Origin of the sequence: Gottfriedia sp. S16(2024) (assembly GCF_050473765.1) — a bacterium.
In the GTDB taxonomy this organism is placed as follows: Bacteria; Bacillota; Bacilli; order Bacillales; family Bacillaceae_G; genus Gottfriedia.
In genome coordinates this window covers 5051668-5075953 of sequence record NZ_JBFLUO010000001.1, presented here as the reverse complement: position 1 = coordinate 5075953, position 24286 = coordinate 5051668, and the positions used below count along the sequence as shown (strand labels likewise).

22 protein-coding genes and 2 pseudogenes are annotated in these 24286 nt (G+C 34.5%); 23 read left to right on the top strand and 1 reads right to left on the bottom strand.

Annotated elements, in window-relative coordinates; genetic code table 11:
- Positions 1-50: 50 nt before the first annotated feature.
- The 9 genes and pseudogenes from AB1282_RS24495 to AB1282_RS24455 all read left to right on the top strand — a co-directional run bounded on the left by AB1282_RS24495 (position 51) and on the right by AB1282_RS24455 (position 7601).
- Entirely contained in the window at positions 51-488 is a 438-nt protein-coding gene (locus AB1282_RS24495; protein ID WP_429900889.1) for an ArsI/CadI family heavy metal resistance metalloenzyme, read from the top strand.
- Between the two features lie 19 nt (positions 489-507).
- Entirely contained in the window at positions 508-1551 is a 1044-nt protein-coding gene (gene arsB / locus AB1282_RS24490) for an ACR3 family arsenite efflux transporter (RefSeq protein ID WP_429900888.1), read from the top strand.
- A 23-nt stretch (positions 1552-1574) separates the two neighbouring features.
- A complete protein-coding gene (gene arsC, locus AB1282_RS24485) occupies positions 1575-1982 on the top strand; it encodes an arsenate reductase (thioredoxin) (RefSeq protein ID WP_056472994.1) in 408 nt (135 codons plus the stop codon).
- Between the two features lie 12 nt (positions 1983-1994).
- Positions 1995-2345 (top strand): annotated as a pseudogene (locus AB1282_RS24480) (GNAT family N-acetyltransferase); the annotation flags it as partial.
- A 92-nt stretch (positions 2346-2437) separates the two neighbouring features.
- Positions 2438-2800 (top strand): YciI family protein, encoded by a 363-nt coding sequence (locus AB1282_RS24475; protein ID WP_056472999.1) that lies wholly within the window; start codon positions 2438-2440, stop codon positions 2798-2800.
- A 713-nt stretch (positions 2801-3513) separates the two neighbouring features.
- Positions 3514-3912: a S26 family signal peptidase gene (locus tag AB1282_RS24470; protein ID WP_429900887.1), complete on the top strand. Its 399-nt coding sequence runs from the start codon at positions 3514-3516 to the stop codon at positions 3910-3912.
- Between the two features lie 82 nt (positions 3913-3994).
- Positions 3995-4780: a GNAT family N-acetyltransferase gene (locus tag AB1282_RS24465; protein ID WP_390311736.1), complete on the top strand. Its 786-nt coding sequence runs from the start codon at positions 3995-3997 to the stop codon at positions 4778-4780.
- A gap of 764 nt (positions 4781-5544) precedes the next feature.
- Positions 5545-6873, top strand: coding sequence for a group II intron reverse transcriptase/maturase (gene ltrA / locus AB1282_RS24460; RefSeq protein WP_429899052.1), 1329 nt, complete (start codon positions 5545-5547; stop codon positions 6871-6873).
- Positions 6874-7154: 281 nt separating this feature from the next.
- Complete coding sequence (locus AB1282_RS24455) at positions 7155-7601, top strand: hypothetical protein (protein WP_429900886.1); 447 nt, start codon at positions 7155-7157, stop codon at positions 7599-7601.
- Between the two features lie 455 nt (positions 7602-8056).
- On the opposite strand, the gene AB1282_RS24450 is transcribed toward AB1282_RS24455, so the two are convergent.
- Positions 8057-9352 (bottom strand): purine-cytosine permease family protein, encoded by a 1296-nt coding sequence (locus AB1282_RS24450; protein ID WP_429900885.1) that lies wholly within the window; start codon positions 9350-9352, stop codon positions 8057-8059.
- 1203 nt (positions 9353-10555) lie between these two features.
- Here AB1282_RS24450 and AB1282_RS24445 point away from each other — a divergent pair.
- The 14 genes and pseudogenes from AB1282_RS24445 to AB1282_RS24380 form a co-directional block, all read left to right on the top strand.
- Positions 10556-11155 (top strand): MFS transporter, encoded by a 600-nt coding sequence (locus AB1282_RS24445; protein ID WP_429900883.1) that lies wholly within the window; start codon positions 10556-10558, stop codon positions 11153-11155.
- A 167-nt stretch (positions 11156-11322) separates the two neighbouring features.
- Positions 11323-11652, top strand: a complete 330-nt coding sequence (locus AB1282_RS24440) for an ArsR/SmtB family transcription factor (protein WP_390311740.1) — start codon at positions 11323-11325, stop codon at positions 11650-11652.
- Between the two features lie 64 nt (positions 11653-11716).
- The gene (locus AB1282_RS24435) at positions 11717-13273 is read left to right on the top strand and encodes an MFS transporter (protein WP_429900880.1); all 1557 of its coding nucleotides are present in this window, start codon (positions 11717-11719) and stop codon (positions 13271-13273) included.
- 98 nt (positions 13274-13371) lie between these two features.
- Entirely contained in the window at positions 13372-13827 is a 456-nt protein-coding gene (locus AB1282_RS24430; RefSeq protein ID WP_429900879.1) for an SRPBCC family protein, read from the top strand.
- A gap of 373 nt (positions 13828-14200) precedes the next feature.
- The gene (locus AB1282_RS24425) at positions 14201-14626 is read left to right on the top strand and encodes a MarR family winged helix-turn-helix transcriptional regulator (protein WP_429900877.1); all 426 of its coding nucleotides are present in this window, start codon (positions 14201-14203) and stop codon (positions 14624-14626) included.
- On the top strand, positions 14610-14948 hold the full coding sequence (locus AB1282_RS24420) for a DUF3147 family protein (RefSeq protein ID WP_056473024.1): 339 nt from the start codon (positions 14610-14612) through the stop codon (positions 14946-14948). The genes AB1282_RS24425 and AB1282_RS24420 overlap by 17 nt, the downstream gene beginning before the upstream one ends.
- A gap of 90 nt (positions 14949-15038) precedes the next feature.
- Positions 15039-15422 carry a YkvA family protein gene (locus tag AB1282_RS24415; protein WP_429900875.1) on the top strand — a complete coding sequence of 128 codons (384 nt, stop codon included), beginning with the start codon at positions 15039-15041 and terminating at the stop codon, positions 15420-15422.
- A gap of 60 nt (positions 15423-15482) precedes the next feature.
- Entirely contained in the window at positions 15483-15719 is a 237-nt protein-coding gene (locus AB1282_RS24410) for a hypothetical protein (protein ID WP_429900873.1), read from the top strand.
- A gap of 250 nt (positions 15720-15969) precedes the next feature.
- Positions 15970-16437, top strand: coding sequence for a DUF3291 domain-containing protein (locus tag AB1282_RS24405; protein ID WP_429900871.1), 468 nt, complete (start codon positions 15970-15972; stop codon positions 16435-16437).
- 141 nt (positions 16438-16578) lie between these two features.
- Positions 16579-17961, top strand: a complete 1383-nt coding sequence (locus AB1282_RS24400) for an L-cystine transporter (protein WP_429900869.1) — start codon at positions 16579-16581, stop codon at positions 17959-17961.
- 415 nt (positions 17962-18376) lie between these two features.
- Positions 18377-18583 carry a hypothetical protein gene (locus AB1282_RS24395; protein WP_056473036.1) on the top strand — a complete coding sequence of 69 codons (207 nt, stop codon included), beginning with the start codon at positions 18377-18379 and terminating at the stop codon, positions 18581-18583.
- Between the two features lie 484 nt (positions 18584-19067).
- A complete protein-coding gene (locus AB1282_RS24390) occupies positions 19068-22109 on the top strand; it encodes a LamG-like jellyroll fold domain-containing protein (protein ID WP_429900867.1) in 3042 nt (1013 codons plus the stop codon).
- 308 nt (positions 22110-22417) lie between these two features.
- Entirely contained in the window at positions 22418-23512 is a 1095-nt protein-coding gene (locus tag AB1282_RS24385; RefSeq protein WP_429900865.1) for a HupE/UreJ family protein, read from the top strand.
- A 288-nt stretch (positions 23513-23800) separates the two neighbouring features.
- Positions 23801-23947, top strand: a pseudogene (locus AB1282_RS24380) (GNAT family N-acetyltransferase); the annotation flags it as partial.
- Between the last annotated feature and the right edge of the window lie 339 nt (positions 23948-24286).

The following is a 24286-nucleotide window of genomic DNA, read 5'->3' as shown; positions in this document are numbered from 1 at the left end:
AATCATTAAATCAATTTTTTTTGATTTATAAATTAAGGGGGGAATTCTGTATGAAATATGTTCATGTAGGGGTTAACGTGACAAATTTAGAGGCATCAATCGCTTTTTATCAAAAGGTATTTGGTTTATCACCCGTTAAAGTGAAGGAAGGTTATGCGAAGTTTCTGTTAGAAAATCCAGGTCTTAATTTCACGATAAATGTTCGTGATCAAGTTGTGGGTAATCAAGTAAATCACTTTGGTTTCCAAGTTGAAACAGCTGAAGAAATCTTAACTCATAAGGAAAGACTAGAAAAAGAAGGTTTCTTCGCACGAGAAGAAATGGATACAACTTGTTGTTACGCGGTACAAGATAAGTTTTGGGTAACAGATCCAGACGGAAATGAGTGGGAATTCTTCTATACCAAAGCAGATAGTGAAGTTCAAAAAATAGAAAATACGTCTTGTTGTAAAACTTCCACTGAATCTAAAGTTAATTCTTGTTGTTAGTGTGTAAAAGGAGAAGAGAATGAAACAATTATCATTTTTAGACAGATATTTAACCCTTTGGATATTCGTAGCAATGGCAATTGGGATAATTCTTGGCATTTCAACACCTGGATTTGTAGATAACCTAAACAAATTACAAGTTGGAATGACTTCAATACCTTTAGCTATTGGATTGATTTTAATGATGTATCCGCCACTGGCTAAAGTTCGTTATGAAGAGATTGGAAAAGTATTTAAAGACGTAAAAGTATTATTTCTATCATTAATTCAAAACTGGCTGATTGGACCAGTATTAATGTTTTTATTAGCAATTATCTTTTTAAGAGATTATCCAGAGTATATGGTTGGTTTAATCATGATCGGTTTAGCACGATGCATTGCGATGGTTATCATATGGAATGATTTAGCTGATGGTGATCGTGAATATGCGGCCGGATTAGTAGCCTTTAACTCCATTTTTCAAATGATCTTCTTCTCTGTTTACGCATATTTCTTCGTAACAGTATTACCAAAAGTTTTTGGTTTAGAAGGTATGTCAATCGATATTACAATGCCCGAAGTGGCAAAATCAGTTTTCATCTATTTAGGAATTCCATTCTTAGCAGGTCTATTTACAAGGTTAATTCTTGTAAGAGCCAAAGGTAGAGAATGGTATGAAAAAGAATTTATTCCTAAAATTAGTCCGATAACACTTATCGCATTACTTTTTACAATCATTGTAATGTTCTCATTAAAAGGAGAAGTAATTGTAGAGCTACCTTTAGATGTTGTTCGTATCGCAATTCCTTTATTAATCTATTTCATTATTATGTTCTTTGTTTCTTTCTTCTTAGGGAAGAAATCCGGAGCAAGTTATGGAGTTTCAACAACTTTAGCTTTCACAGCTGGAAGTAATAACTTTGAATTAGCAATTGCAGTTGCAGTTGCAGTATTTGGAATTAATTCAGGAGCAGCATTTGCAGCAGTAATTGGTCCTTTGGTTGAAGTACCCGTAATGATTGCGTTGGTTAACGCAGCCTTGTGGATGAGAAGAAAATATTTTGCAAAAGAAACAACAATATAAATTTAAACTAAGGTGGAATACACATGGCAGATAATAAAAAAACAATTTACTTCTTATGTACTGGAAACTCCTGCCGTAGCCAAATGGCAGAAGCTTGGGGGAAACAATATTTAGGAGATAAATGGAACGTCCTATCAGCTGGAATTGAGGCTCATGGTGTAAATCCGAATGCAGTCAAGGCAATGGATGAAGTTGGAATTGATATCCGTAATCAAACATCAGACTTAATCGATAATAACATCTTAAACAATGCAGACTTAGTTGTGACTTTATGTGGACATGCGAATGATGTATGTCCAGTAACGCCACCACATGTGAAACGTGTTCATTGGGGATTTGATGATCCAGCTGGTCAAGAATGGGATGTGTTCCAAGAAGTTCGTGAACAAATTGGACTTCGTATTAAACAGTTTGCTGAAACTGGAGAATAATAAAAGAGCAATGATACAGCTCACGTATTTGGTGTTTTTCGAAAAGATGATGGTACACATTTGGGAATGATCGACTTTTCTACATTAGCAAGAAACGATTTTCAATGGGGAAGAATTGGATACACCATTCATAATCAGTATTGGAGAAAAGGTTATGCTAAAGAAGCAGTGAAAGAGGCACTTAATATTGCGGTTAGAGACTTGAATTTCCATCGTATTGAAGTTCATATTAACATCGATAATATATCTTCAATAAAATTAGCAGAAAGCGTTGGAATGGAGTTTGAATGTACAAGAAAAGGGTTTATTTTTGAATTTGGTGAATGGACTGATCATCTGGTATATTACATAAATTCGATATAAATCTTATTCAACTAACTAATGCGTTTGTTGAATAACTTGGTCGGTTGAAAAGTCGATTTTTTTATTGAGCTAAGCCAGAGGAGGAGTTACTAATGAAATTTATGATGGTTGTGAAGGCCTCAAAGGATTCTGAAGCAGGGACAATGCCAAGTGAGCAGATGGATCTGATGTTTGCTGAGATGAAGAAATATAATGAAGAACTGAAGAAAGCTGGAGTTCTGGTGTCAGTCGGTGGACTTCATCCAAGCTCCAACGGTATTCGTATAACATACCCTGTTCCTGGAGAACCACCGATCATTACAGATGGACCTTTCGCTGAAGTCAATGAGTTGATTGCAGGATACTGGTTCATAGATGTGAAATCTCGCGAGGAAGCCATTGAGTGGGCGATGCGCGCACCAGATCCACATGGTCTTGGTGAAGGACAGATTGAACTACGCCAAGTATTTGAATAGACCGATAGGCTAAATATTAGATTAATATGACCGAATAAAAAAGTCATATCAACGGGTTTATCCTGTACAGGTAAACTAATATTCAGTAAAAAAGTGAAAAACCAGAAAACCTGTTAGAAGGCTTTTCTGGTTTTTTATCGTAAATAGTTAGAAATAAATCAATTGCTGAAAAGATTCTTATTCAACAAAATGGCAGTATAGTTTAAGTGATATATTTCACAAACAGGTACGTATTTTAATATTTGTAAACCCTAAATTCATCCGCGTTTTTCTACGATTAGAGAAATTATTAATGTAGGGGAGAAATTTATTTTATCATTTATTAGAAGTAATTAACACTTAACTCATAAGTAATAGCAAAATTTCCGGAATCGATGAAAATCGATTCCTTTTTAAGTATTTGGCAGTTTAGTTGTATAAGAAATTAAATAATAGACACGAATAATGTAAGTGAAATATTGAACTTTAGAAGAGTTGAAAATTTTCATCATTATTTTTATTATCACTTTTAAGTTCATTTACTGATTAATTGCTTTATAAATTTCCTTCGTAGGAAAAATAAAAGGAAAATAATACCATTTTATTGAATATTCTAAATAGAGGAGGGGATTATCAAGCATTTACTTTTTATAATCGAAATGTGTCTCATTCTTGTAGGGTGTCAATCTCAAGATAAGACTACTGTAATAGAAACAATTAAAGATAAGACTACCTTGGAAACTGTTCCAATTGTTGAATCGAAAGGTTTTAAAGAAATTGAACACTTATACGATGAAATGTACCGAGGAAATCATGAGTATGCAGGTACATTAGTAGTCGATACAACCTATTATAAACAACATAAATTTCAGCGTGGTGAAGTTGTTTATTATGTTTCACCTAAAAATGGTAACAAGAATGTTGCAAGGGTTGTAGGATTACCTGGAGAAATAATAGAAATCAAAAAAGGGCAACTGTATATTGATGACAAGATTTTAGATGCATTTTATGCTAAAGCCATGAACAATGGTATTTCTAATCTTACTACTTATAAAAAGAGTTTGAAAAAAAGTGGTAACGATATCATTAATGAAATAGAATGGAAGAATTATTTTACTCTGTTAGCCGAATAGGATAACAAAACTAATGGCATGGGCATAAAGCAACTGTTGGCATGAATGAAATTTAAAAACGACGATAAAGAAAGGTGAATCAATGATTAAATTAAATAATAAAGAATATAAAAATATTTTTCCATTAATTATTTCAATAAATTATATACCTACGTTTGTTTATTCAGTTTTGCAAGAGATAGTAGATGGTGAGGTATTTGTTGATCATATCGAAACTCCAAATTCCATTTTTATTGGTACGAAATCAGGATTCTACTGTGTAATTGGAGAAACTTCAAATATTTCTTTTAACTATTGGTTAAAGGAATTTTATATTGATAGAGTAGAAGAGAAGAAATTACCTTTTATTTTATTTTCTTCATCAGGTTCTTGGAATCAATTAATTAATGACCTTTTAAATAACAAATTAACTAAGTTGGATCGATATTCTTTTACGTTTAAATTTAAAGAAGGAATACTAGATAATTATGAATTACCTCAAGACTACTCATTAAAAAAAATTGATGAAAATGTACTTCAGTCAAATGTTGGATTTAAACCAATTTACTATAAGCATTACTGGGATTCTGTTTCAAATTATTTAGAAAATGGTTTTGGAATTTGTGTTTTACATAAAGAAGTGTCTGTATGTGAGTGTACATCTGTATTTGCTAATGAATTATTCTCCGAAATAGACATTGCAACTAAAGAAGAATATAGAGGGAAGGGTTTGGCCTTTATTGCTGCAAAAATGTATATACAAGATTGTATAAATAAAGGTTTAGCTCCTCGTTGGGAATGTGATATTGATAATTTTGGCTCAATACGATTAGCAGAAAAGTTAGGGTTTGAAGAACCTATTCACTATGCAGTATATTATAAAGAGTAATTTTCACATCTTGTTGTTTAATTTAATACTTGGTGGATGCCAAAAAGAAGCTAAAACTGATACTGATAAATTGATTGATTTAGGCGTTCCTAAGAATATCGCTAATGTAGTTGGTGGTTATGTTATCGGGTTCAACCATATTAACTGGCGCGTTAGTTGAATATACGTGCGAATGCTTAGTCGCTATAAAAAATCGTTCTACTGAAAAAGGATGAAGCTTATTAAATCAATCTTATTAAACTAACGGATGCGTGTGCGGCCGAGCATAGGTCGTATCATATAACGGGTGGGATTCCCGTCGAGTAAGAACTAGCCATTCGCTCGTAGCGAGTCTTGGAGGATTAAAGGTAACTTTAATCTTTAAGCGTAGACAGTTAGGTGGCGGGCCGAAAGCCAAATGGTTGAAGGGATTGAGCTCCATAATGTTAGTAAATCGAGAGGGCTGATGCTTTACGCATAGCAGAAAGCTACACTTTACCTTTCGGTAAGGCAAGAATGGTAAAGCCTCTCTGGAGTCAGAGACCTTGGCACGTCATACATTGATATGATACGGCAACTCGGGAGACCCAACCGGTCTTTTCTTTTTTTTTTAGAAGAGTATGGTGTACAAGCGATAAAAAGTAAGGAAGCCAAATGCCGATGTTGGGAGTCGGATAGTAGCGTAGTACCTATGAAGTTGGGTAATGCCGATGGAGGAAAGGCTACTACCAGTTTATCACCCTTAATAGGGACACATTTACTACACACAGAGGTAGGTATAACAAATGGAAACAAAACTACTAAGGATAGCAGAATTAGCAAAATCTGATCCTAAAATGCAATTTACATCTCTTGCATATTTACTAGATAAGCAGTCACTAGTTCAATGTCACATTGAATTACCAAATAAGAAAGCAACTGGGATAAATGGCACAACTAAAGAACAATACAGTGCAAATCTCGAGGAAAACATAGAAGATTTAGTAATGAGACTTAAAGGCAAAAGCTATCGTCCTGTTCCAGTTAGGAGACTGTATATTCCGAAGCTCAATTCGAAAAAGAAAAGACCATTAGGTATACCGGAACATGAAGATAAGATTGTTCAAAAAGGTGTTACGAAAATATTAAACTCCATCTATGAAATTGACTTTTTGGACTGTTCGTTCGGATTTCGCCCAAATCGTAGTTGCCACGATGCTTTGAAAATACTGAACTTCTATATAGAAAAGAGGTCAGTAAACTATGTTGTAGATGTAGACATAAAAGGATTCTTTGACAATGTTGACCACAAATGGATGATAGAATTTTTAAAACTTCGAATCACTGACCCGAGCTTACTGAGAATAATCGGTAGGTTTCTTAAAGGTGGATATATGGAAGAAGGAAAGAAATACAAAACAGATAATGGTACACCGCAAGGTGGAGTAATATCTCCTGTATTAGCTAATGTCTATCTTCATTATGTACTTGATTTATGGTTCGAGAAAAGTGTCAAGAAACAGTGCGAGGGACAAGCATACCTGGTAAGGTATGCAGATGATTTTGTGTGCTGTTTTCAATTTAAGAATGAGGCTCAGGAATTCTTTCAATCTCTAAAATTAAGACTCAAGAAGTTCAATCTGGAAATAGCCGAAGATAAAACCAAAATTATCCCTTTCGGACGACTTGCGGAGAAACTTGAAAAGCACCAAGGAAATGGAAAACCAGAAACCTTCGATTTTCTAGGTTTTACGCACTATTGTGGAAAAAGTAAACAAGGAAAATTTCGAGTGAAACGCAAATCAAGTAGGAAGAAAGTACAAAGCAAATTAAAAGAGTCTAAAGAATGGTTGAAGAAGAATAGAAATAATAATATTCATATAATTATGGACAGATTCAAACGCTCTCTTATTGGCTACTTCAACTACTATTGCATCACTGATAATATCCCAAATGTTAACATTTTCAAAGTTAAAATCGAGAACCTAATATTTAAGTGGCTCAATAGAAGAAGTCAAAGAAAATCCTTTAAATGGGAGAAATACAGACTCTTCCTTAGCAAATTTCCACTACCCACACCAAGGGCTAAGGTGAATATTTATGATTTAAGAAAAGAAATTAGCTATATTCTGTAAATGATTACTGGAGGAGCCGTGTGCATTAATAGTGCAAGCACGGTTCTGAGAGGGTTTGGAGTGCAATTTACCGTAAGGTAAAGAGACTCCATTCTACTCGACTAGTTGTACAACATGATCGACTGTATAGTCGTTTTTTTTTGTGCTAATTAGAGTCTTTTGGAATAAGATTAAAGGTATTTCGGGTGAATTATTGAATAAGAAATAAGGATGCTATTTCCATATTTATCGGAGTAGATAATTAAAAACAAGTACTGATTACATATTTTAGGAGTGATAGTGTGAGAGGAAAGTACTTGCCAATCTTTATCACATTTATGGCATTAATGATTTTATTTTTATACCCAAACAATACTTTAGCGAAGTGGGCATATAAGTTTGTTGTTTTTAATGATTACACTTATGTTATTAGCGATGAGTATGTAACAGAAATCGGAAGAGAAATAGGGTCAGTTACAAAGTATTCAGATGTTGAAGGTAATTATTATGGTAATTTTTCCAATGTTTATGAAAGGGGTACAAAATATTATTCAATAAAAGGTGTTAGTACGAAAAAAGCAATAGCAGTTGAAGCTGATGGTAAATATATAAAAGCTATTAGAAAAGGTGAGTATGCCGGATGGAAATACAGTCCCTTTAATTTAATTGTAGCAGGAATTGTCTTTCTTATAATGCTAGGTGCTTTAATTTTTTTAGTTCAAAAGAAAATGAAAAGAAATAAATCTTAATAAACTAACGCATGCGTATGTTGAATAAAAAATCTGCTAAATAGTAGGTTTTTTTTATTGTCCTAAATGGCAGATGGTCATATTGTAAAGGATGTAGTTTAGTATTAATATCTGGGAGCCGTATCATAAGTAAATGAGATTTTTGTAATTGTTTGAGCTTTTCTAAGCGGTCACAAAGGGTGAGAATATTACCAAAAGAAATCTTCCACAATCGGGCGCAATTCTGTAGCAAGAATTGTGCTCTTTCTTTATGTAAGAATAACTCTTTATAATTGGTTTGGGAAATTGTGAAGAATACTAGGATGAACATCACTGGATTTAGCAATTTTTTTCTGGAGAAAATTTCACCATAAAAAAACTGCACCTCCAATTGTTCGACGTATCTAACAATTGGGGGGCAGTTCACCTTTTATAAAAAGGAGACGGCTTTTTCATATCTTTTTATTTCATACAACCTATTTCATTTCAGGGATAGAGTCGGGACCTTTGACTAACTTGCTGCCTATCCCATAGAAAATGGCTGCAGATACAAGGCCAACAAAAGCTACTGAAAGATGTGGTGCGTAGAAGTTACAGTATAATGCGATGACCGAAGACAAAATCCAGACAAAGAATGCCAGTGGTCTCCAGTTTACTAAATTTGCCGAATCATTCTTTCGAAGAACCAAGCGATCCATAATCATAATTGCTCCGATAGGCGGAATGATTACCCCAAGAAGAACGAGCCAGTTGAAAAAGTGATTATAAATTCCAGAAACTGCAACGATTAAACCGACTATACCAATTATAAGCGTGATAGGTCTCATTTTTTTACCAGTCATATGTGACCAGCCTACAGCGCCATTGTATAAGCAATGTGTACCGACAGAACCCAAATTGATAAAGACAAAAAGGATAGACAAGATGGTAAGCAATGGACCATGTCCCGCTAATACTGACATGAAGTCCCCACCGGTTGAAGCTGGATTTGGGATAACTCCAGTTGCTACAATAATTCCTCCAACAAGCTCGGCAATCAAGTTCCCGATTGGAAAGGCGAAAATGGTTGATAAAATCCCTTCACGGCCACTTTTTGCCCAACGAGTAAAGTCCGCTGTCATTGTACCTGAATCGGCAAACCCGGCGAATACTAACGTTACAGCAGCTCCAAATGACATTGCATTTGAAACTTGAGGATGATAGTTTAAAATATCAGAGTTACCGGTTTTCATTGCCATAACAATTGCAATAATGGCAATTAGAAAATAAAATGGTGCTGCAATCCACCCTAAGAAAGATAAAGCCTTAATACCGATATAAGTTACTGCAACATAGAGAATTCCACCGATGACGGTCATTATTAACAAATTAGCACCAAATGACCCATGCATTGTAGCGCCAGTAAGTCCGACTTGAAGAGCAAACCAGCCGATTACAACTGTAGAAAGTAATCCGGAAATAATATAATAACCCGAGCGTCCAAATGTCTTTTGTGCGGTCAGAGAAAAGTTCAATCCCGAACGGCCGGCATCATAGCTTAGTAAGCCTACCATGACGAAAAGGAGGAGATTACCAAGCAGCATTGCTAAGGCGCCGGCTTTAAAGCCAAGCTGTGCAGTGATAAGTCCGCCGATTACTGCACTGGTTAATACCATTGGAAAACCAAACCAAACAGCTGCAACGGATGATAATTTTTTGCGGTATTCTTTGGGAACAGGAGTGTGTTCAAACTCTGGATCCAGTAACTTCTTTTCATCAACGCTGGTTGACATGAATGTTTCCTCCTAGTGAAACAATTTTTTTGTGAGTCTCCAATCCGATAACAAGGCCAAGAGAAAAGCCTGATTTGGATAAAACTCTATTTTTTAATACGTACTTTAAAGCTGAAAGTCGGAACGAAAACTTGATGCATACTTTACCTAATAACGCCATTTTTAAGGTCATGTAGCAGATATCAATAGTAAAAAGCTTACCTTTTAGTGAAATACTGTTAACGAGTCACATGGGCAATTAGGCAAATAAAAGGTGAATAATAAAAAAGTCATCTCAAGAGGGCGTATCCCTTGTATTTAGGCTCATTAGACCAATTTCATGATTGACCGCATTTGACAAACTAATTTGTTCATTGGTGAGCAAAGAAGCGAAACATGGTGGAGCTATGTATGATTTGTCGTTTGTGATTCCCCCCTCTTTAATTTGCGAGGTGTATCTTTAATTAAGCGCTTTCATTTGACCTTGCAAGATTATTGTATGGGGTATTTCATTTAATGTAATTATATAAAATAACCAAAAATGTGGGTTTTCTATTAGGCAGTATGAATAAAAATAAAGGGTTAATTTAGTAATAATGGAGATGGTGAAAGAAATCTGTAAAAACGTAACATTTGGAAGTGCAAGACAGACGTTAATGGGAACATTAGCTAGAAGTAAAACGCCAGAAGCATATAAGATATTAGTCGATGTCTAGAAGATGAAACAGTACGAGGTCATACAATCGAAGGGCTAGGAAGATTTGGAAACATTGAAGCAATTGAAAACTTGGGAAGCTTAAATGTTAAAAAAGGTTATTATGAATACAAAGCGAGAGAAACAGCTTTAAAAAGATTACAACTTGAGGTTGAAAAATAGATTCATATTGAACTAACTAATGCTTTAGTTGAAAAAGCGTTACTTAAAGTTAGTCTTTTTCAAGTTAAAATATCTGTTTAAATAAAAAAAGAGCCCTATTTGAGAGTGTCAAGTCAATAGGGCTAATAGGGAAATTATAGATTTTAAAGATTTTAAAAGGGACTTAAAGATTTAAAAGGTTTAAAGGGGAAAAGATTTGTAATCAAATTCTTTTCATAAGAATAATATCATTATTTTTAATTGTTAGTTTGTGAAAAATGTTACAAATTAATGACAATTAATAGATTACTTTACTTCCTAATTGTCGAAGCTAAACATGAATTAGATTATTGTGCAAAGAATAATACTTGGCAAGCATTGCTGTGTTAGCATTATTTTCAATGCTAGTAAATTTGGTTGGACCTGGAATAGATATAGCATTACTTTTCCGTATTAAAAATGAAATTCATCTTGATTCAAATTGGGCTGGAATTATTATGGCAGGTTTAAGTTGTGGTATGGTCATTGGTGCGATTGCTACCGGGAGAATAAAAAACCGTTTCAGTATGGGATTTTTACTTGCTATTTCAACAATCGGACAAGTTATTCCGCCATTTATAATAATAGTTTCCAAAGAGCCTCTCGTAATTTTATTTACTCAATTTATTGTTGGATTTTTACTTATTGCATGGAATATTCAAACAGTGACTTTAAGACAGTTAATTGTTCCCAATCATCTTTTAGGTAGGTGTACGAGTCTATTCAGAATGATTGCTTGGGTAACTATTCCGTTGGGTACAACAATAGCAGGTGTTTTATCAGAATTTTTTGGAACATCTTTTTACTTGTTACTTGCAGGATGTGTACTTGGAGTGGTGTGCCTAATTTTCATAAGCTCAAAGTTATATAGTTTAAATGAAGAGGATATTGCGGAAAATACCTTACAAACTGCATCAATTAATTATTGATATTATAATGATCAAGGACTAACTGAAAGTAATTTTTTTTGTGCCAGCGTAAAACATTCCACTTTAAATTCCTTAACTAATAAACATGGAATGAAGAATTCTTCTTAAAAATCAATTTGTTGACATGTGCGCACGGATGCATATAATAGAAATTAGGTGGTGAGATTATGGGAATTCATGATCCAAATAAGTGTAAAAAAATGATTGAAGACAATATTAATATTGAATTTTTCAGGGCAATTTTAGACCCAGTCCGAAGCGAACTGTTGATATTCCTCTCTATTTATGGGGAAATGACTATTGGAGAAATAGCGGAGCATTTTCCTCAAAATCGTTCAGTGATTTCACGTCATCTAGATTTAATGAATCGATTTAATTCTGTACAGAGAAGGAAAGAAGGTCGGGAGATTTACTACAAAGCAAATAAAGAATTTATTGTCGATACTTTTGAAGAGACAACGAATAATATAAAAGCACTCATGAATTTGGAAAAGTAGGGTGCTTTTCATTTTGCTTAATATATGCATTTGTGTGCACAAAAACACGAAAGGAGTTTTTATTTTGGAAAAAACGAATAGAAAATGGTTGGTTTTAATTACGGTTAGTTTAGCTGTATTAATGGCAATGCTTGATATTACAATTGTGAATGTAGCATTACCTGAGATTCAAAAAAATTTTTCATCTGATTTTTCAAATTTACAATGGGTTTTGAATGCTTATACTTTAGTATATGCTGCGATGTTATTGCCAATCTCGAAATTGGGAGACATCATTGGACGTAAAAAAGTTTTTTTATTGGGATTAGCCATCTTTGTGATAGGTTCCCTTGCTAGTGGTTTAGCAAGTAGTGATCTTTGGCTGAACATTTTCCGAGGCTTTCAAGGAATTGGTGGAGCAGCCATGATGTCCTTATCACTAACTATTGTTACTGCTTCATTTCCTGAAAAACAAAGAGGTCTTGCATTAGGTATTTGGAGTAGTGTTGTTGGTGTTGCTATCTCAGGTGGTCCACTTATTGGCGGTGCCTTAGTTGATAGTTTTGGATGGCGATCAATCTTCCTAGTAAATATTCCTTTTGGTATTTTAGCTATTCTATTAGGGTTATTCTTCATTCAGGAAAGCAATAAGAACAGTAATGAAAAAATTGATTTTTTAGGATTTGTTTTAAGCACTGCATTGATTTTTACGACGGTATTAGCTCTAATTCAAAAAGAAATGCATGAAAATTATTTGTGGACAGATTGGCATATTTTAAGTTTATTAGGATTATCGATAATTTTATTAATTGTATTTATTATTACTGAAAGAATTGTAAAACAACCTATGATAGAATTATCAATTTTTAGAAATTGGTCATTTAACGGTGCCAACATTGCGGCTTTTGTTTTAGGGGCTGGTCTATATGGTGGATTCACCTATTTAGCTATTCTTATGCAAAATTATATGGGTTACTCTGGGTTTGAAACTGGAGTTAAAATGCTACTAATTAGTGGGTTTACCACCATATTAGGCCCATTGGCTGGGATTATTTCTGGAAAAATCGGCAATCGTTGGTTGATTAGTGGTGCACTATTTATTGGAGCAATTGGAATACTTGTTATGCGTCAGATGATCAAAGTTCCTTTTGAATGGAGCTATTTAATGCCTGGATTTGTCCTTTTAGGAATTAGTAATGCTTTAGTAAATCCACCAATATCTAATGCTGCAATGAGTTCCGTTGATAAAAAACAGGTTGGTATGGCTTCCGGTATTTTAAACGTATTCCGACAAGTCGGAATTTCATTTGGTGTAGTAATGCTGGGAATTAAGTTGACAGAAGGATATAACAACTCATTGGATAAACATATTATGGCGATTAATAATATTGATTTAGGATTTAAACATCAATTGCTAGAAGTTTTTCATAAATCTGGAGATTTTGCTGGATCGCTAATTTTTGATAGTAAACAAGCTGAAGTATTCAAACAAATGCCAGCCTATGAACACATTAAGAATATTGTTTTTAGTGCTTTCAACGCTGGTATCAAAGATGTAGATTTGTTGATTGCCATCTTTTTGCTTATTGGATCATTAGCAAGTGCATTATTAATTCGTGAGAAAAGTAAACCTGAGTTATAAATCAATGATGTAAAATAGAATATAACGCTTCTGAATTAGTAGTCGTGTACAAAAGTAACGCGTGTATAAAAAAAATGGACTTGAGGAGGATTATAACAATGAATAAACCACAATTTGTTTATGTTTCATACATCGCAACTACACCCGAAAAACTATGGGAAGCTTTAACGGACTCTCGATATACTGAAAAATACTTTTTCGGGACTGCAATTAAATCAGATTGGCAAGTAGGTTCAACGGTTTCTTACTTACGAAATGATGAAGTTACAGATTATGGAACCATTTTAAAATGTGAGCCATTTCGTTTACTTTCTTTCACGTGGAATCATACAAATGATCCGACGAACCGTAAAGAACCATCAATCGTTACATTTGTGTTGAAAGAATTAGAGTCAACAGTTAGATTAAAGTTGAAACATGAAAATCTTGAACCTACTGACTTAGTAGATCGTGATGATACGTTTGAAGGATTAAACAATGGCTGGCCAGCAATTTTAAGTAACTTAAAAAGCTTACTTGAAACAGGGAATACATTGCCACCAATTTCTATTTAAGAATCATTTTATATTAAAAGGGGCTGTCCAAAAAGTCAGGTTAACTGACACAGGGACGCCCTTTTTTTATTTGTGAACATTTTTATAAAGTTCTGAACTAGGTTGATATACATAGTGGGAGGTATTTCAATTGATAAGTTAAAATTTTTTAAAAAATATTATTAGATTAATATCAATTTTTATTCGATATGAAAAGAATGAGAGCATATTTGCTAGTTTTCCATTTAAAAGTAGTAATGATTGAACAATTTTAATTGCCATTCTCAGATTTTATTTGCAGTCTATCGTTTTTTCATGACTTTCCTTAACCAGATAGTTTTCATATATCGTATTATAAGATATAATCGTATTATACGACACAAGGAGAATCAATATGGATAAAGAAATTAAACAATTGAACCAATTATGGACAGATATTTACTATCTTTTACGATATAAGCATAAAGAAAATATTACTCACCAAAGCGTGAGGATTTTACAAATTATCGATAAAGAAGATGAAGTTGGGATAAAGGACATTGCTGAAGGAATTAAAGTCTCTCACAATACAGCATCAGAACATGTTAAACGTTTACTAGAAAAAGAATATGTATATAAAACTCGTGGTGAGATTGATCAACGAAAAGTAATCCTAATGCTTACTGATTTAGGGAAAGAAGTTTTGTTACAAAATTCAAGTTTAAATGAAGAAAAACTTCAACAGCTTCTTTTTGAACAGATGACCGAACAGGAAAGAGAAACGATTTTAGAAGCCTTTAATTTAATGAAAGAGAGGGCTCAAAATGTACGCGATTATTAAAATATTTACTTCAGCAATTATAATCGGGGTTATAACCGAAATTGCACGTCGATTCCCTTCACAGGGTGGATTGATTGCGGCATTACCTATTGTTAGTTTATTAAGTCTAATATGGCTCAATGTTCAAGGCGAACAAGTGCAAACATTAAGTAAGTTTGCTTATGGAGTCGTATTAGGAATCCCGGGTACGGTCGTGATGCTGTTAATTATTGGATTGGCTCTTCAGCATTCAATGCACTTAATTAGTTCAATCGGGCTTGGAATTTTAGGATGGCTTGTTTATATTTTTGCCCAAGATTTAGTAGTAAAGCATTTGTTTTAATTTAAGAGTAGATTTTCCGACTTTTTACAATTTTGATAAATAATTTTTGATATAATTATTCAAAATAAACGCTAATTTATAGGAGAGAAAATGCTTAAAAAACTAAAAATATGGGCGAAGAAATTAAAGCGCCAAATCTTCACACTTTATTTTGCTTGCAAGGATGAACGTGTTCCGTGGTATGCAAAAGTATTCATAGTTTGTGTAGTAGCATATGCTTTTAGTCCGATTGATTTAATCCCTGATTTTATTCCAATTTTAGGCTATTTAGACGATGTAATTCTCATTCCAATAGGTATTTATATTTCTTTAAAGCTGATACCAGACAATGTAATAGTAGACTGTGAAATGAAAGCAGAAGAAATGATGAAAAATGGTAAACCTAAAAATTGGATAGTCGGATCATTAATTTTGCTGATTTGGCTAGTGATTTTTATTTGGGTCATTTTCAAAGTTTATCAATTAATAAGTTAAGTATAAAAAGAGATTCAGATTGAATGTAAAACGGCTGTCCTTTTGAGAGGGCAGTCGTTTTTGTATGTTTTGTTTTTTGAAAAATTATTGGCTAAAAGTAAGGAGCCATTTAGACAGGAAATGCATTTGAAATTCCGTTTCTCACATGCAATGTATCAATGTGCAAGAAATAAAATTACAGAAGGAATACACGAAATCTTAGATGTTGCTATAACTGCAATAGGACTAGGTGTAGCGAAAGGGTATGGAAAGTGCCTAATGATTTACTGGAAACTTAGACATAAAATTAGACCATGAACAAAAATATTTACAAATATTGAGTAAATAACTGAGGAGTCTTAAAAGAACGAAATAAAAGAAGATCTACAAGGTAATTATTCCTTGTGGTTTTTTGTGTTTTATTATGGATTGCAGTCATTTTTTTTTTGACGATCTACCTTTATCCAATTCTCTACAAAATATAAAAATATTGAAAAAAAGAATTAGTTATGAAATAAAAGCTTACTTGAATATAAATTTAATAAAACCTGTCTATGGAGGACTATTTATGGCTTTTGTTGCAATCTATACAGTTGGTAGGCTAAAACACCCATATGACGACTCTGCCTCTCGTCAATTTTTTTCTGTAGGAAATGATGTATTTCATCAGGCTACAAAATCAGGGCACATGATTGATGCGTTTTCATCTGATGGAATCTCTCTCCCTGAAAAAGTTAGTAAGGGGGACGGTTTTCCTGTACTTACACTAACGGTATGGAGGAATCTTGAATCCTTATATCGTTTTACTTACTCGGGACACCATAAGCAAGCGTTGAAAGATCGAAGTAAATGGATGGAACCTTATAAAGAGAAGCACTTTTCATATATTGTGTGGTGGACTGAGAAGCAAAGTGATGTTTCGTGGGAAGAGGCCTTTAAACGATATGACTATTACATTCAAAATGGACCAACTCCTACTGCTTTTGATTTTAAGCATGCATTTGATCAATATGGTGAAGCGTTATTAATTAAGTAGTAATAGATTTCCAGATAAATTGTATCTTAATGATAAAAAAGTAGGAATTTTACAAAAATATAATAATTCCTACTTGATTTATAGGAATACTTGTATTAATATTTTCGTAAATTATATTATTAAAAGAAAAGGGGGAGAAAAATGAATACATTTCTTATCTGCGTAAATGTTGTTATCTTATTAGTACTTATGTATGGCTTGTATTTTATGCAAAAAAAGCATGTATCTTTTTCAAAACGTGTATTCGCAGGTTTAGGTTTAGGTATTATTTTTGGTTATATTATTCATTTAATCTATGGAACTGAACATGAAGTAACAGTCGGATCAATTGACTGGTTTAGCATTGTTGGTAGTGGTTATGTAAAACTATTACAAATGATTGTTATGCCACTAGTATTCGTTTCAATTGTCGGAGCGTTTACAAAATTAAAGTTAACTAAAAATATCGGTAAAATTAGTGTCCTTGTTATTGGGATTCTACTGGGCACAACAGCAATTTCAGCAGCTATTGGAATTGGATCCGCTTTAGGATTTGGACTTGATGGAATCAAAATATCAGCAGGTGCTGCAGAGACTGCTAGAATTACAGAATTACAAGGACGTGTTCCAAGTGTCGAAGCTATGACAATTCCAAAACAAATCCTTGAATTAATTCCAAGTAATCCATTTTTAGATTTAACTGGTGCACGTGCAACTTCAACAATTGCAGTTGTAATTTTTGCAGCAATTGTGGGAATTGCCTACCTTGGTATAAAACGTAAAGAGCCTGAAACTGCAGAGTTTTTTGCAAAAATAATTGATACACTTTATACAGTAACGATGAGAGTCGTATCGTTAATTCTTCGTTTAACACCTTACGGAATCTTAGCAATCATTACAAAAGTAGCAGCAACAAGTGATTATGATGCAATCGTAAAATTAGGTAAGTTTGTAATAGCATCTTATGTGGCTTTAATCGCAATGTTTATCGTGCATTTATTATTATTATCATTTGCAAAACTAAGCCCAGTAAGATATGTGAAAAAAGCATTACCAACTTTATCATTTGCATTTACTTCACGTACAAGTGCTGGAACTTTACCAATGACAATCAAAACACAAACAAAAGATTTCGGTGTTTCAGAAGGAATTGCAAACTTCGCTGGTTCGTTTGGTCTTTCAATCGGTCAAAATGGATGCGCAGGTATCTACCCAGCAATGTTAGCTGTAATGGTAGCTCCAGCAGCTGGTGTTGATCCAACAAGTGCATCATTTATTATCTCTCTAATTTTAATCGTAGCAATCAGTTCATTTGGTGTAGCTGGTGTCGGTGGAGGAGCAACTTTTGCAGCTCTTATCGTACTATCAGTTATGAATCTTCCAATCGCAATCGTTGGACTACTAATCTCAGTTGAACCGCTAATTGACATGGGCCGTACAGCTCTAAACGTTAGTGGAGCAATGACATCCGGTATCCTAACAAGTAAGGCTACCGGAGAATTCGAAAGTGAAGTCTATCAGCAAACGGATGTTGTGGAAGCATAAATGAAAAACTAATTAAAAATAAAGAGTCCCGAGGAAAATGGCTTTTACTTGGGGCTCTTTTTTGTATAGAAATATCAATCGATTCATTGTGTATGCAGGTCCTTTAACTAGATGCATACATTAAAAAATCATTATGAATTATTAAAAATATCTTAATAGTATTTATTGGTAGACATAAAAATTAAGTTTACTTTACATATGGTCAATAATTAAGGTGTATAATTAATGGCTAATTTTACTAGTTATATAACAATTTTTTAAATCTAGAAGAATCTAAGATCGATAGGACACCGAAAAATATAGCTAACAGACATGATTTCAAATTCAACTACTTAAGTTCAAGAACGTAGTTTTTCTTGAACTTTTTCGTATTTATTTAGACGTTGAAGATCAATTCTGGCCAAAGGATAGAGGAATGAAGGGTATACAGTTTTTAGGACTTTGGTTCTTCTTATTTGATTTACTTCCTGAGGAAAGCATTTGGTTAAAAGTCTTTATCATTACGGATTACTTAACACAAATGGTTGTGTTAATAATTGATAATTTAGAATTAATGTTCAATTTACATAGTGATTATATAATTGTCCGTGTGATATTTTTCACCTTCTCACTGAAAAAATAAATCAAAATTCTAAAGCGTGGCTGAATTCACTAGGAGAAGAAGTCGTAAGGAAAGTTAAGTTCATTTAGGAAAAGGAGGAACAATATTTTATTGATATTTAACTATTTTTCACAGTTTATAAATTGTTGTAATCTGCTTTACTACATTGAATTCACTTAATAGTCAGGAAAAAGTTCAGTGAGTTGATCTGTTAGATTGGGTGGAAACCTTGTAGCAAGAGTTGTAAAAGATCGATGCTTCCGAATTTAGCAAAAAAAACTGTCCAACAGGGGAGGGACAACAAAATTCGATGTGCCGGGCCGACGTTAATATGTATCCATAGATCTCTATACATTCGGATGGAAATAAACCCGATTTAGTTTTCCCTGTTATAAGTGATATTCATATTCAAGCTAAAAGTAATAATTTCTTAGAAAAGTTGGTCTTTACTTTAGAGTAATTAGCAGTAATCGTAGAAAATTAGAATTCCTGGAGGTTTTCTGTAATGAAAAGAATTTTATCTATTTCTCTCGTATTAACGATGATATTCGTTATGTTATCAACCACCACGAATGCACTTGCAAACGAATCGGGTACCAAACTTGTAAAAATCGACAATATGCAGCCGGTATACGGTCAAACGATCACTGCCAATGTAATCATGGGTCATGGTTCAATGGGCAAAAATCTAACATTTCAATGGCAAGTACAGGAATCACGTATAAGCGATCAATATGTTAATGTAAAATCGGGTGGGACTTCCAAAAGCTACACAGTAACGTTAAATGATATTGGTAAAAAATTGCGCGTTGTAGTTGGTTTACCATCAAATGGTGACAGAAAAACTTCATTGCCCACAAATGCAGTATTAAATGCCAACCCCCTTATTTCATCGGTGAAATTCGACAATAATTTAAAGGACGATGCAAATCAAGAGAAATTGGAAGGGAAAGGAAATTATAGTTATGTAGACAGTGTATTACCTGGGGCCAAAGCTCTGCACCTAGAAAGCGGAGACGGTAATTACGTCGGTACGACGCATAGCTTGAATTTTGGTAATGACAGTTTTACCACATCCTTCTGGTATAAGGGTGACACTAACAATAATCAGGTAATATTATCAAACAAGGATTTTACTAAGAGCACTAACGAAGGCTGGGCGATTTATACATCAGCCAATTCGGTCAATATGAATTTAGGATTCCCGACCTCATCAATAAAATTTGGGCGTGACACGTTTAATGCTTCCCATTGGCGTTACGTGACATTTGTTGTAGACAGAGATAAAATGCTTGGATCGTTGTATATTGATGGTTATAAAATGACTGAAACTTCTCTGGGGGTTGGAACCTTAGATACATCGAACCCATTAAATATAGGTAGCGACGGGTCGGGCGAAAATGGAGGTAATTCATTCGATATAGCTGATCTAAATATTTGGAAAGGTGCATTTAGCAGTGATATGGTTCAAGCTAATTATAATAGTTACGCTGTAAATAAAGTAGATATGAAAGCACTTAACGACAAAATATCAGAAGCAAATAAAATAACTGCAGACGGTCTCGGTAACGGCTTCAGCCAAACCGATTTTGATTATTTGAAGAAGGTTTTGAATACGGCAAATAAGGTTGCAACAACTCAAAAAGTAAAATTATATACACAGGAAACCATCAATTATTACGAACGTGAACTAAACAACGCCATATTCATCTATCAAAAAAGCAATAAAACATTAACTCCTGCCGGTTTAAATATGATTGTGGACAGCGATCCGGAAGTAAGTGCTAATCCCGCAACAATCGCGCGTATTGAAAAAGATTACAGAACTGAACTGAGACTATTCCCACAAGCCGACGTACTCTTTATTCCTGGCGACGTTACCGGTGGAAACAACGCCAATGAATATGTGTGGATGAAAAATCTGACAGACATTTACAATAAACTTAAAGGTGAGGGTCTGTTTGACAATACGAAGCTTTATATGGTAAGAGGCAACCATGATATGGGCGGCGCCGAAAAATTTATACCTGTCGGTTCGGCGGGCGCGTGGAACGCTTCAACGAATTCATACGATAACAATTTCTTTAACAGTGCTTATAGGGTAAAGGTAAAAGGATATAATATTGTAGGTTTTGACGGAAATTATAACAATGACAATACAGTGGGAAAAACCAAAGATTTACTCAACCAAATTAAAACAGAAGCGGATTACGATCCAACCAAACCCATATTTGTATCTTCTCACTACCCTATAAGTGGAACAGTGTGGTCAGGGAGATGGAGCAGCGCAGCAAGTAATAATGTAGGTAAATATATTGCCGACAATGACTTGTCGCAGGTGGTATATATGTCAGGTCATACGCAATACGACCCGACCGACGAACGTTCTCACTATCAAGGTTCTGCTACGTTTCTCGACAGCGGTGCGAGTTCATATTCAAGCTATATTGATGATGGTCCTTACGGTGGATATTTAGAAGGCTCGTATATCAACTATAAAACTACACCTCGCATTGTGAATTTCTTAGAGGTTTACGGTTCAAAAATTATCATCAAACAGTATAACTTAAGTACAGATGAATATGTAGGCATACCTTCTGTAAAAATCGTTGGTGAAGGTAAAGAGGCCTTTACCTATAGTAGGAGCGATATAAGAGAACTCATAGCTCCGGAGTTTGAAGAGGGTATTACGGTCGATTCCTACAAAAACAACGAACTTGCTTTTACAATAAAGCAAGCAAATGACAATGTGCGCGTTTTGGAATATAATATTCAGCTTATCAACAAGCTCACGGGGAAAGTGGACAAATCGTTTAACAGCCTTTCGCTTCCACTAGACAAGCCGTTCGATGAATACAGGCATTATAAGTTTACAAATTTGTCGCCGACTACTCCATATATACTCAGGGTATTCGCTGACGATTCCATGTACAATCGTTCGTCGCAGGACATTGAAATTGAGGCTCAAAGAGTTAATTTAAACAGCATCACTGCGCCTGCATCGTTATCTGCGAACAACGGAACGGCCAAGACAGCGGAAGCTCTTGGATTGCCCACAGAAGTAATTCTTGCAACCGATAAAGGAAATGTGGACGCAAGTGTGACTTGGGATTTAAGCGGCGTTAACTACAATCCGGCTATCAAGACGGTGCAGACCTTCTCGGTGCCAGGGACCGTAACCCTGCCTTCCGGAGTTGAAAACCCGAACAGCGTTCAATTGACAACAAGCATTAACGTAACTGTTCAAGCAGTTGGAGTGGCTACAGGCCCAATAACACTAGACAAATCCCAGTACAACCAAGGGGAAGCTATTACCCTATCCTATACTGGGGCAGCGTTAAACGGGAAAGATTGGGTCGGCATATACAAAACCGGAGATGTTCCTCCAGGTGCCGGTGCATCTTTGCGATGGAGTTATTTAAATTCTGGATCTGGAAAAGTTAGTTTAAACAATGGACTGGCTCCTGGCACTTATGATGTACTCTTTTTGCTCAATGACGGTTATACGGTAGTGGATCGCAAGACATTCCAAGTCGTTCAACCGTGACGTTAAAGAGCATAACAGTGCCTGCAGCCATCACAAAAGTAGAGCAATTCAAGTGTTTGAAACCAAAAGTATACACGCAGGTTTCATCGCATTAGCGAAATTTAGGATGGATCGGTAATGAAACGGGGGGAGATCAATTTTCTCCCCCTTATCGATTTAAACGCTTAATAGTACCAAAGGCGTACTAAATCTGCATCACAGCTTGAAATAAGTCGAGCAACATGATCAGGTTGCAGAATGAACGTTCGTAACAGGATATACAATATTTCAATTTGTAATACTAACATTTCATGAAAAGAGGTTCCGCTATGAAGATGCGTTCATTTCTGTCCATGTTCATCATCATGTTCTTATTATTTTTTGGGACTACCACAACTTCACTTGCGCATTCCATAGATATGAGTTATTCGGATTTAAACATTGAAGGAAACGAGATTCTGTATGACCTTTTTATTGAACAAAAAGACTTGTTTCCACATTTAGGTACTAACTTGGATAATCTGGTGAACGATGAACTGGCCTCGCAAAAAATTGAATCCTATTTACAGAATGGTCTTCGATTAGATGCTGATTCGAAGCCATTAAAGATGGAATTGGTTTCGATGAATATGGCGCAAAAGGGTGTCGTAAGAGGCATGGAATTTCAACTGAGGTTTATCGCCGATGAAGAAATCAAACAATTTAATCTGCATTACGATCTGGTGTTTGACGATGTACCTACTCATACGAGTGTACTCATGGTCCATGCAGGGGACTATTTTCAGCAGGATATGATTAATAGCACTAATAAAGATATTCTGATTAACCTTCCCAAAGACACTCCCAAGGACCTTTCCATGGACCTTCCAAAGGCTAAGATTGGCGATGTTTTGTGGAAATACTTTAAGCTTGGAATCGAACACATTTTGACAGGATATGATCATTTGCTGTTTTTGTTATCCTTAGTATTAATCGCAACTAAATTCAAGGATGCGTTGAAAATTGTTACTGCTTTTACTATCGCCCACAGCGTTACACTGTTCTTGGTGGCAACCGGTCGCATTCACGTCATCCCTTACTGGGTCGAATCCTTGATTGCCCTGACAATCTGTTATGTAGCAGTGGAAAACATATTTATTCAAAAAGCGAAATGGCGATGGCTATTGACGGCCTTATTTGGCCTGATTCATGGCATGGGCTTTGCCGGGGCCTTGGCTGAAACTGGACTTCCAAAGAGTAATCAACTTGGCTCACTCCTGACGTTTAATTTAGGTGTGGAAGCAGGACAACTCATGATCCTGTGCCTATTACTTCCTTTATTGCTATTGATGCAACGTTTCCCATGGTATCGTAAAATGATGGTCTCAACGTCTTGCCTTATTTTTGCGGTGGCATTTTATTGGTTAGTTCAAAGACTACAATAAGTCCATGATGATTCCTATTTCTGATTTTTTACATTGGGAAAATGATTTTGTGCGATGTTAAATTCCATCATGTTACATTTAATTGCAATAAGTTTTTTATTATATATTGGTACTATTAATATATTATTTTATATTTTTCTATGTTTAATTGAATGCTCCTTATTGTGGAGCCGGGTAGATGCATTATTCTTGAATTCAAGAATAAATGAGTTCAATGAGTCTGTTGAACAGGCTATTTCGGTAGACTATTTTCTTGCTAATTGGCAATGAGAAAATTCAATTATAGCAATCTATCTCGGGTCAACACCACAATTTTTAGCTGCTCATAGATTTTATGAAAAAAATGGATTTACGAGTATAAAACGTACAGATTTACCTGGAAAATTTCCAGTAGTACATGTCGATAAAATATTCTATAAGTATTTGGTAGATTAAGTATAAAATTTACCCTTTAACTAAGGGAATCAAGAATTGAACAACTTGGACTGCTTCAGAAGTCTATTATTCTTGTTTTTTAATCAAGGAGATCCTTGATATTGTTTTAAGTAGAGATGCTGTTTCAGTATTTGAAAACAGAGATGGATATAGATGTAGTTGATCTTTTTAGCGTCCCTTTAATTAGGTGACGTTTTTTGTTTTCCAATAAAATAAATTACTAGTTTTATCTATTTTTTTAAAATTATTTGTTGAAATATATCAATTAATATTTAGTAGGTTGAAAGTTATTTTCAAAATACAAATTGTATCAATTGTCAATATAATGTAATTGTAATT

What these genes read in the sequence shown, in the direction of transcription:
- AB1282_RS24390 (WP_429900867.1), top strand. Translation starts at nt 19,068, where the DNA reads ATGAAAAGAATTTTATCTATTTCTCTCGTATTAACGATGATATTCGTT.
- AB1282_RS24495 (WP_429900889.1), top strand. Translation starts at nt 51, where the DNA reads ATGAAATATGTTCATGTAGGGGTTAACGTGACAAATTTAGAGGCATCA.
- AB1282_RS24430 (WP_429900879.1), top strand. Translation starts at nt 13,372, where the DNA reads ATGAATAAACCACAATTTGTTTATGTTTCATACATCGCAACTACACCC.
- AB1282_RS24475 (WP_056472999.1), top strand. Translation starts at nt 2,438, where the DNA reads ATGAAATTTATGATGGTTGTGAAGGCCTCAAAGGATTCTGAAGCAGGG.
- AB1282_RS24415 (WP_429900875.1), top strand. Translation starts at nt 15,039, where the DNA reads ATGCTTAAAAAACTAAAAATATGGGCGAAGAAATTAAAGCGCCAAATC.
- AB1282_RS24405 (WP_429900871.1), top strand. Translation starts at nt 15,970, where the DNA reads ATGGCTTTTGTTGCAATCTATACAGTTGGTAGGCTAAAACACCCATAT.
- AB1282_RS24450 (WP_429900885.1), bottom strand. Translation starts at nt 9,352, where the DNA reads ATGTCAACCAGCGTTGATGAAAAGAAGTTACTGGATCCAGAGTTTGAA.
- AB1282_RS24425 (WP_429900877.1), top strand. Translation starts at nt 14,201, where the DNA reads ATGGATAAAGAAATTAAACAATTGAACCAATTATGGACAGATATTTAC.
- arsC (WP_056472994.1), top strand. Translation starts at nt 1,575, where the DNA reads ATGGCAGATAATAAAAAAACAATTTACTTCTTATGTACTGGAAACTCC.
- AB1282_RS24395 (WP_056473036.1), top strand. Translation starts at nt 18,377, where the DNA reads ATGAAGGGTATACAGTTTTTAGGACTTTGGTTCTTCTTATTTGATTTA.
- arsB (WP_429900888.1), top strand. Translation starts at nt 508, where the DNA reads ATGAAACAATTATCATTTTTAGACAGATATTTAACCCTTTGGATATTC.
- ltrA (WP_429899052.1), top strand. Translation starts at nt 5,545, where the DNA reads ATGGAAACAAAACTACTAAGGATAGCAGAATTAGCAAAATCTGATCCT.
- AB1282_RS24420 (WP_056473024.1), top strand. Translation starts at nt 14,610, where the DNA reads ATGTACGCGATTATTAAAATATTTACTTCAGCAATTATAATCGGGGTT.
- AB1282_RS24400 (WP_429900869.1), top strand. Translation starts at nt 16,579, where the DNA reads ATGAATACATTTCTTATCTGCGTAAATGTTGTTATCTTATTAGTACTT.
- AB1282_RS24465 (WP_390311736.1), top strand. Translation starts at nt 3,995, where the DNA reads ATGATTAAATTAAATAATAAAGAATATAAAAATATTTTTCCATTAATT.
- AB1282_RS24440 (WP_390311740.1), top strand. Translation starts at nt 11,323, where the DNA reads ATGGGAATTCATGATCCAAATAAGTGTAAAAAAATGATTGAAGACAAT.
- AB1282_RS24385 (WP_429900865.1), top strand. Translation starts at nt 22,418, where the DNA reads ATGAAGATGCGTTCATTTCTGTCCATGTTCATCATCATGTTCTTATTA.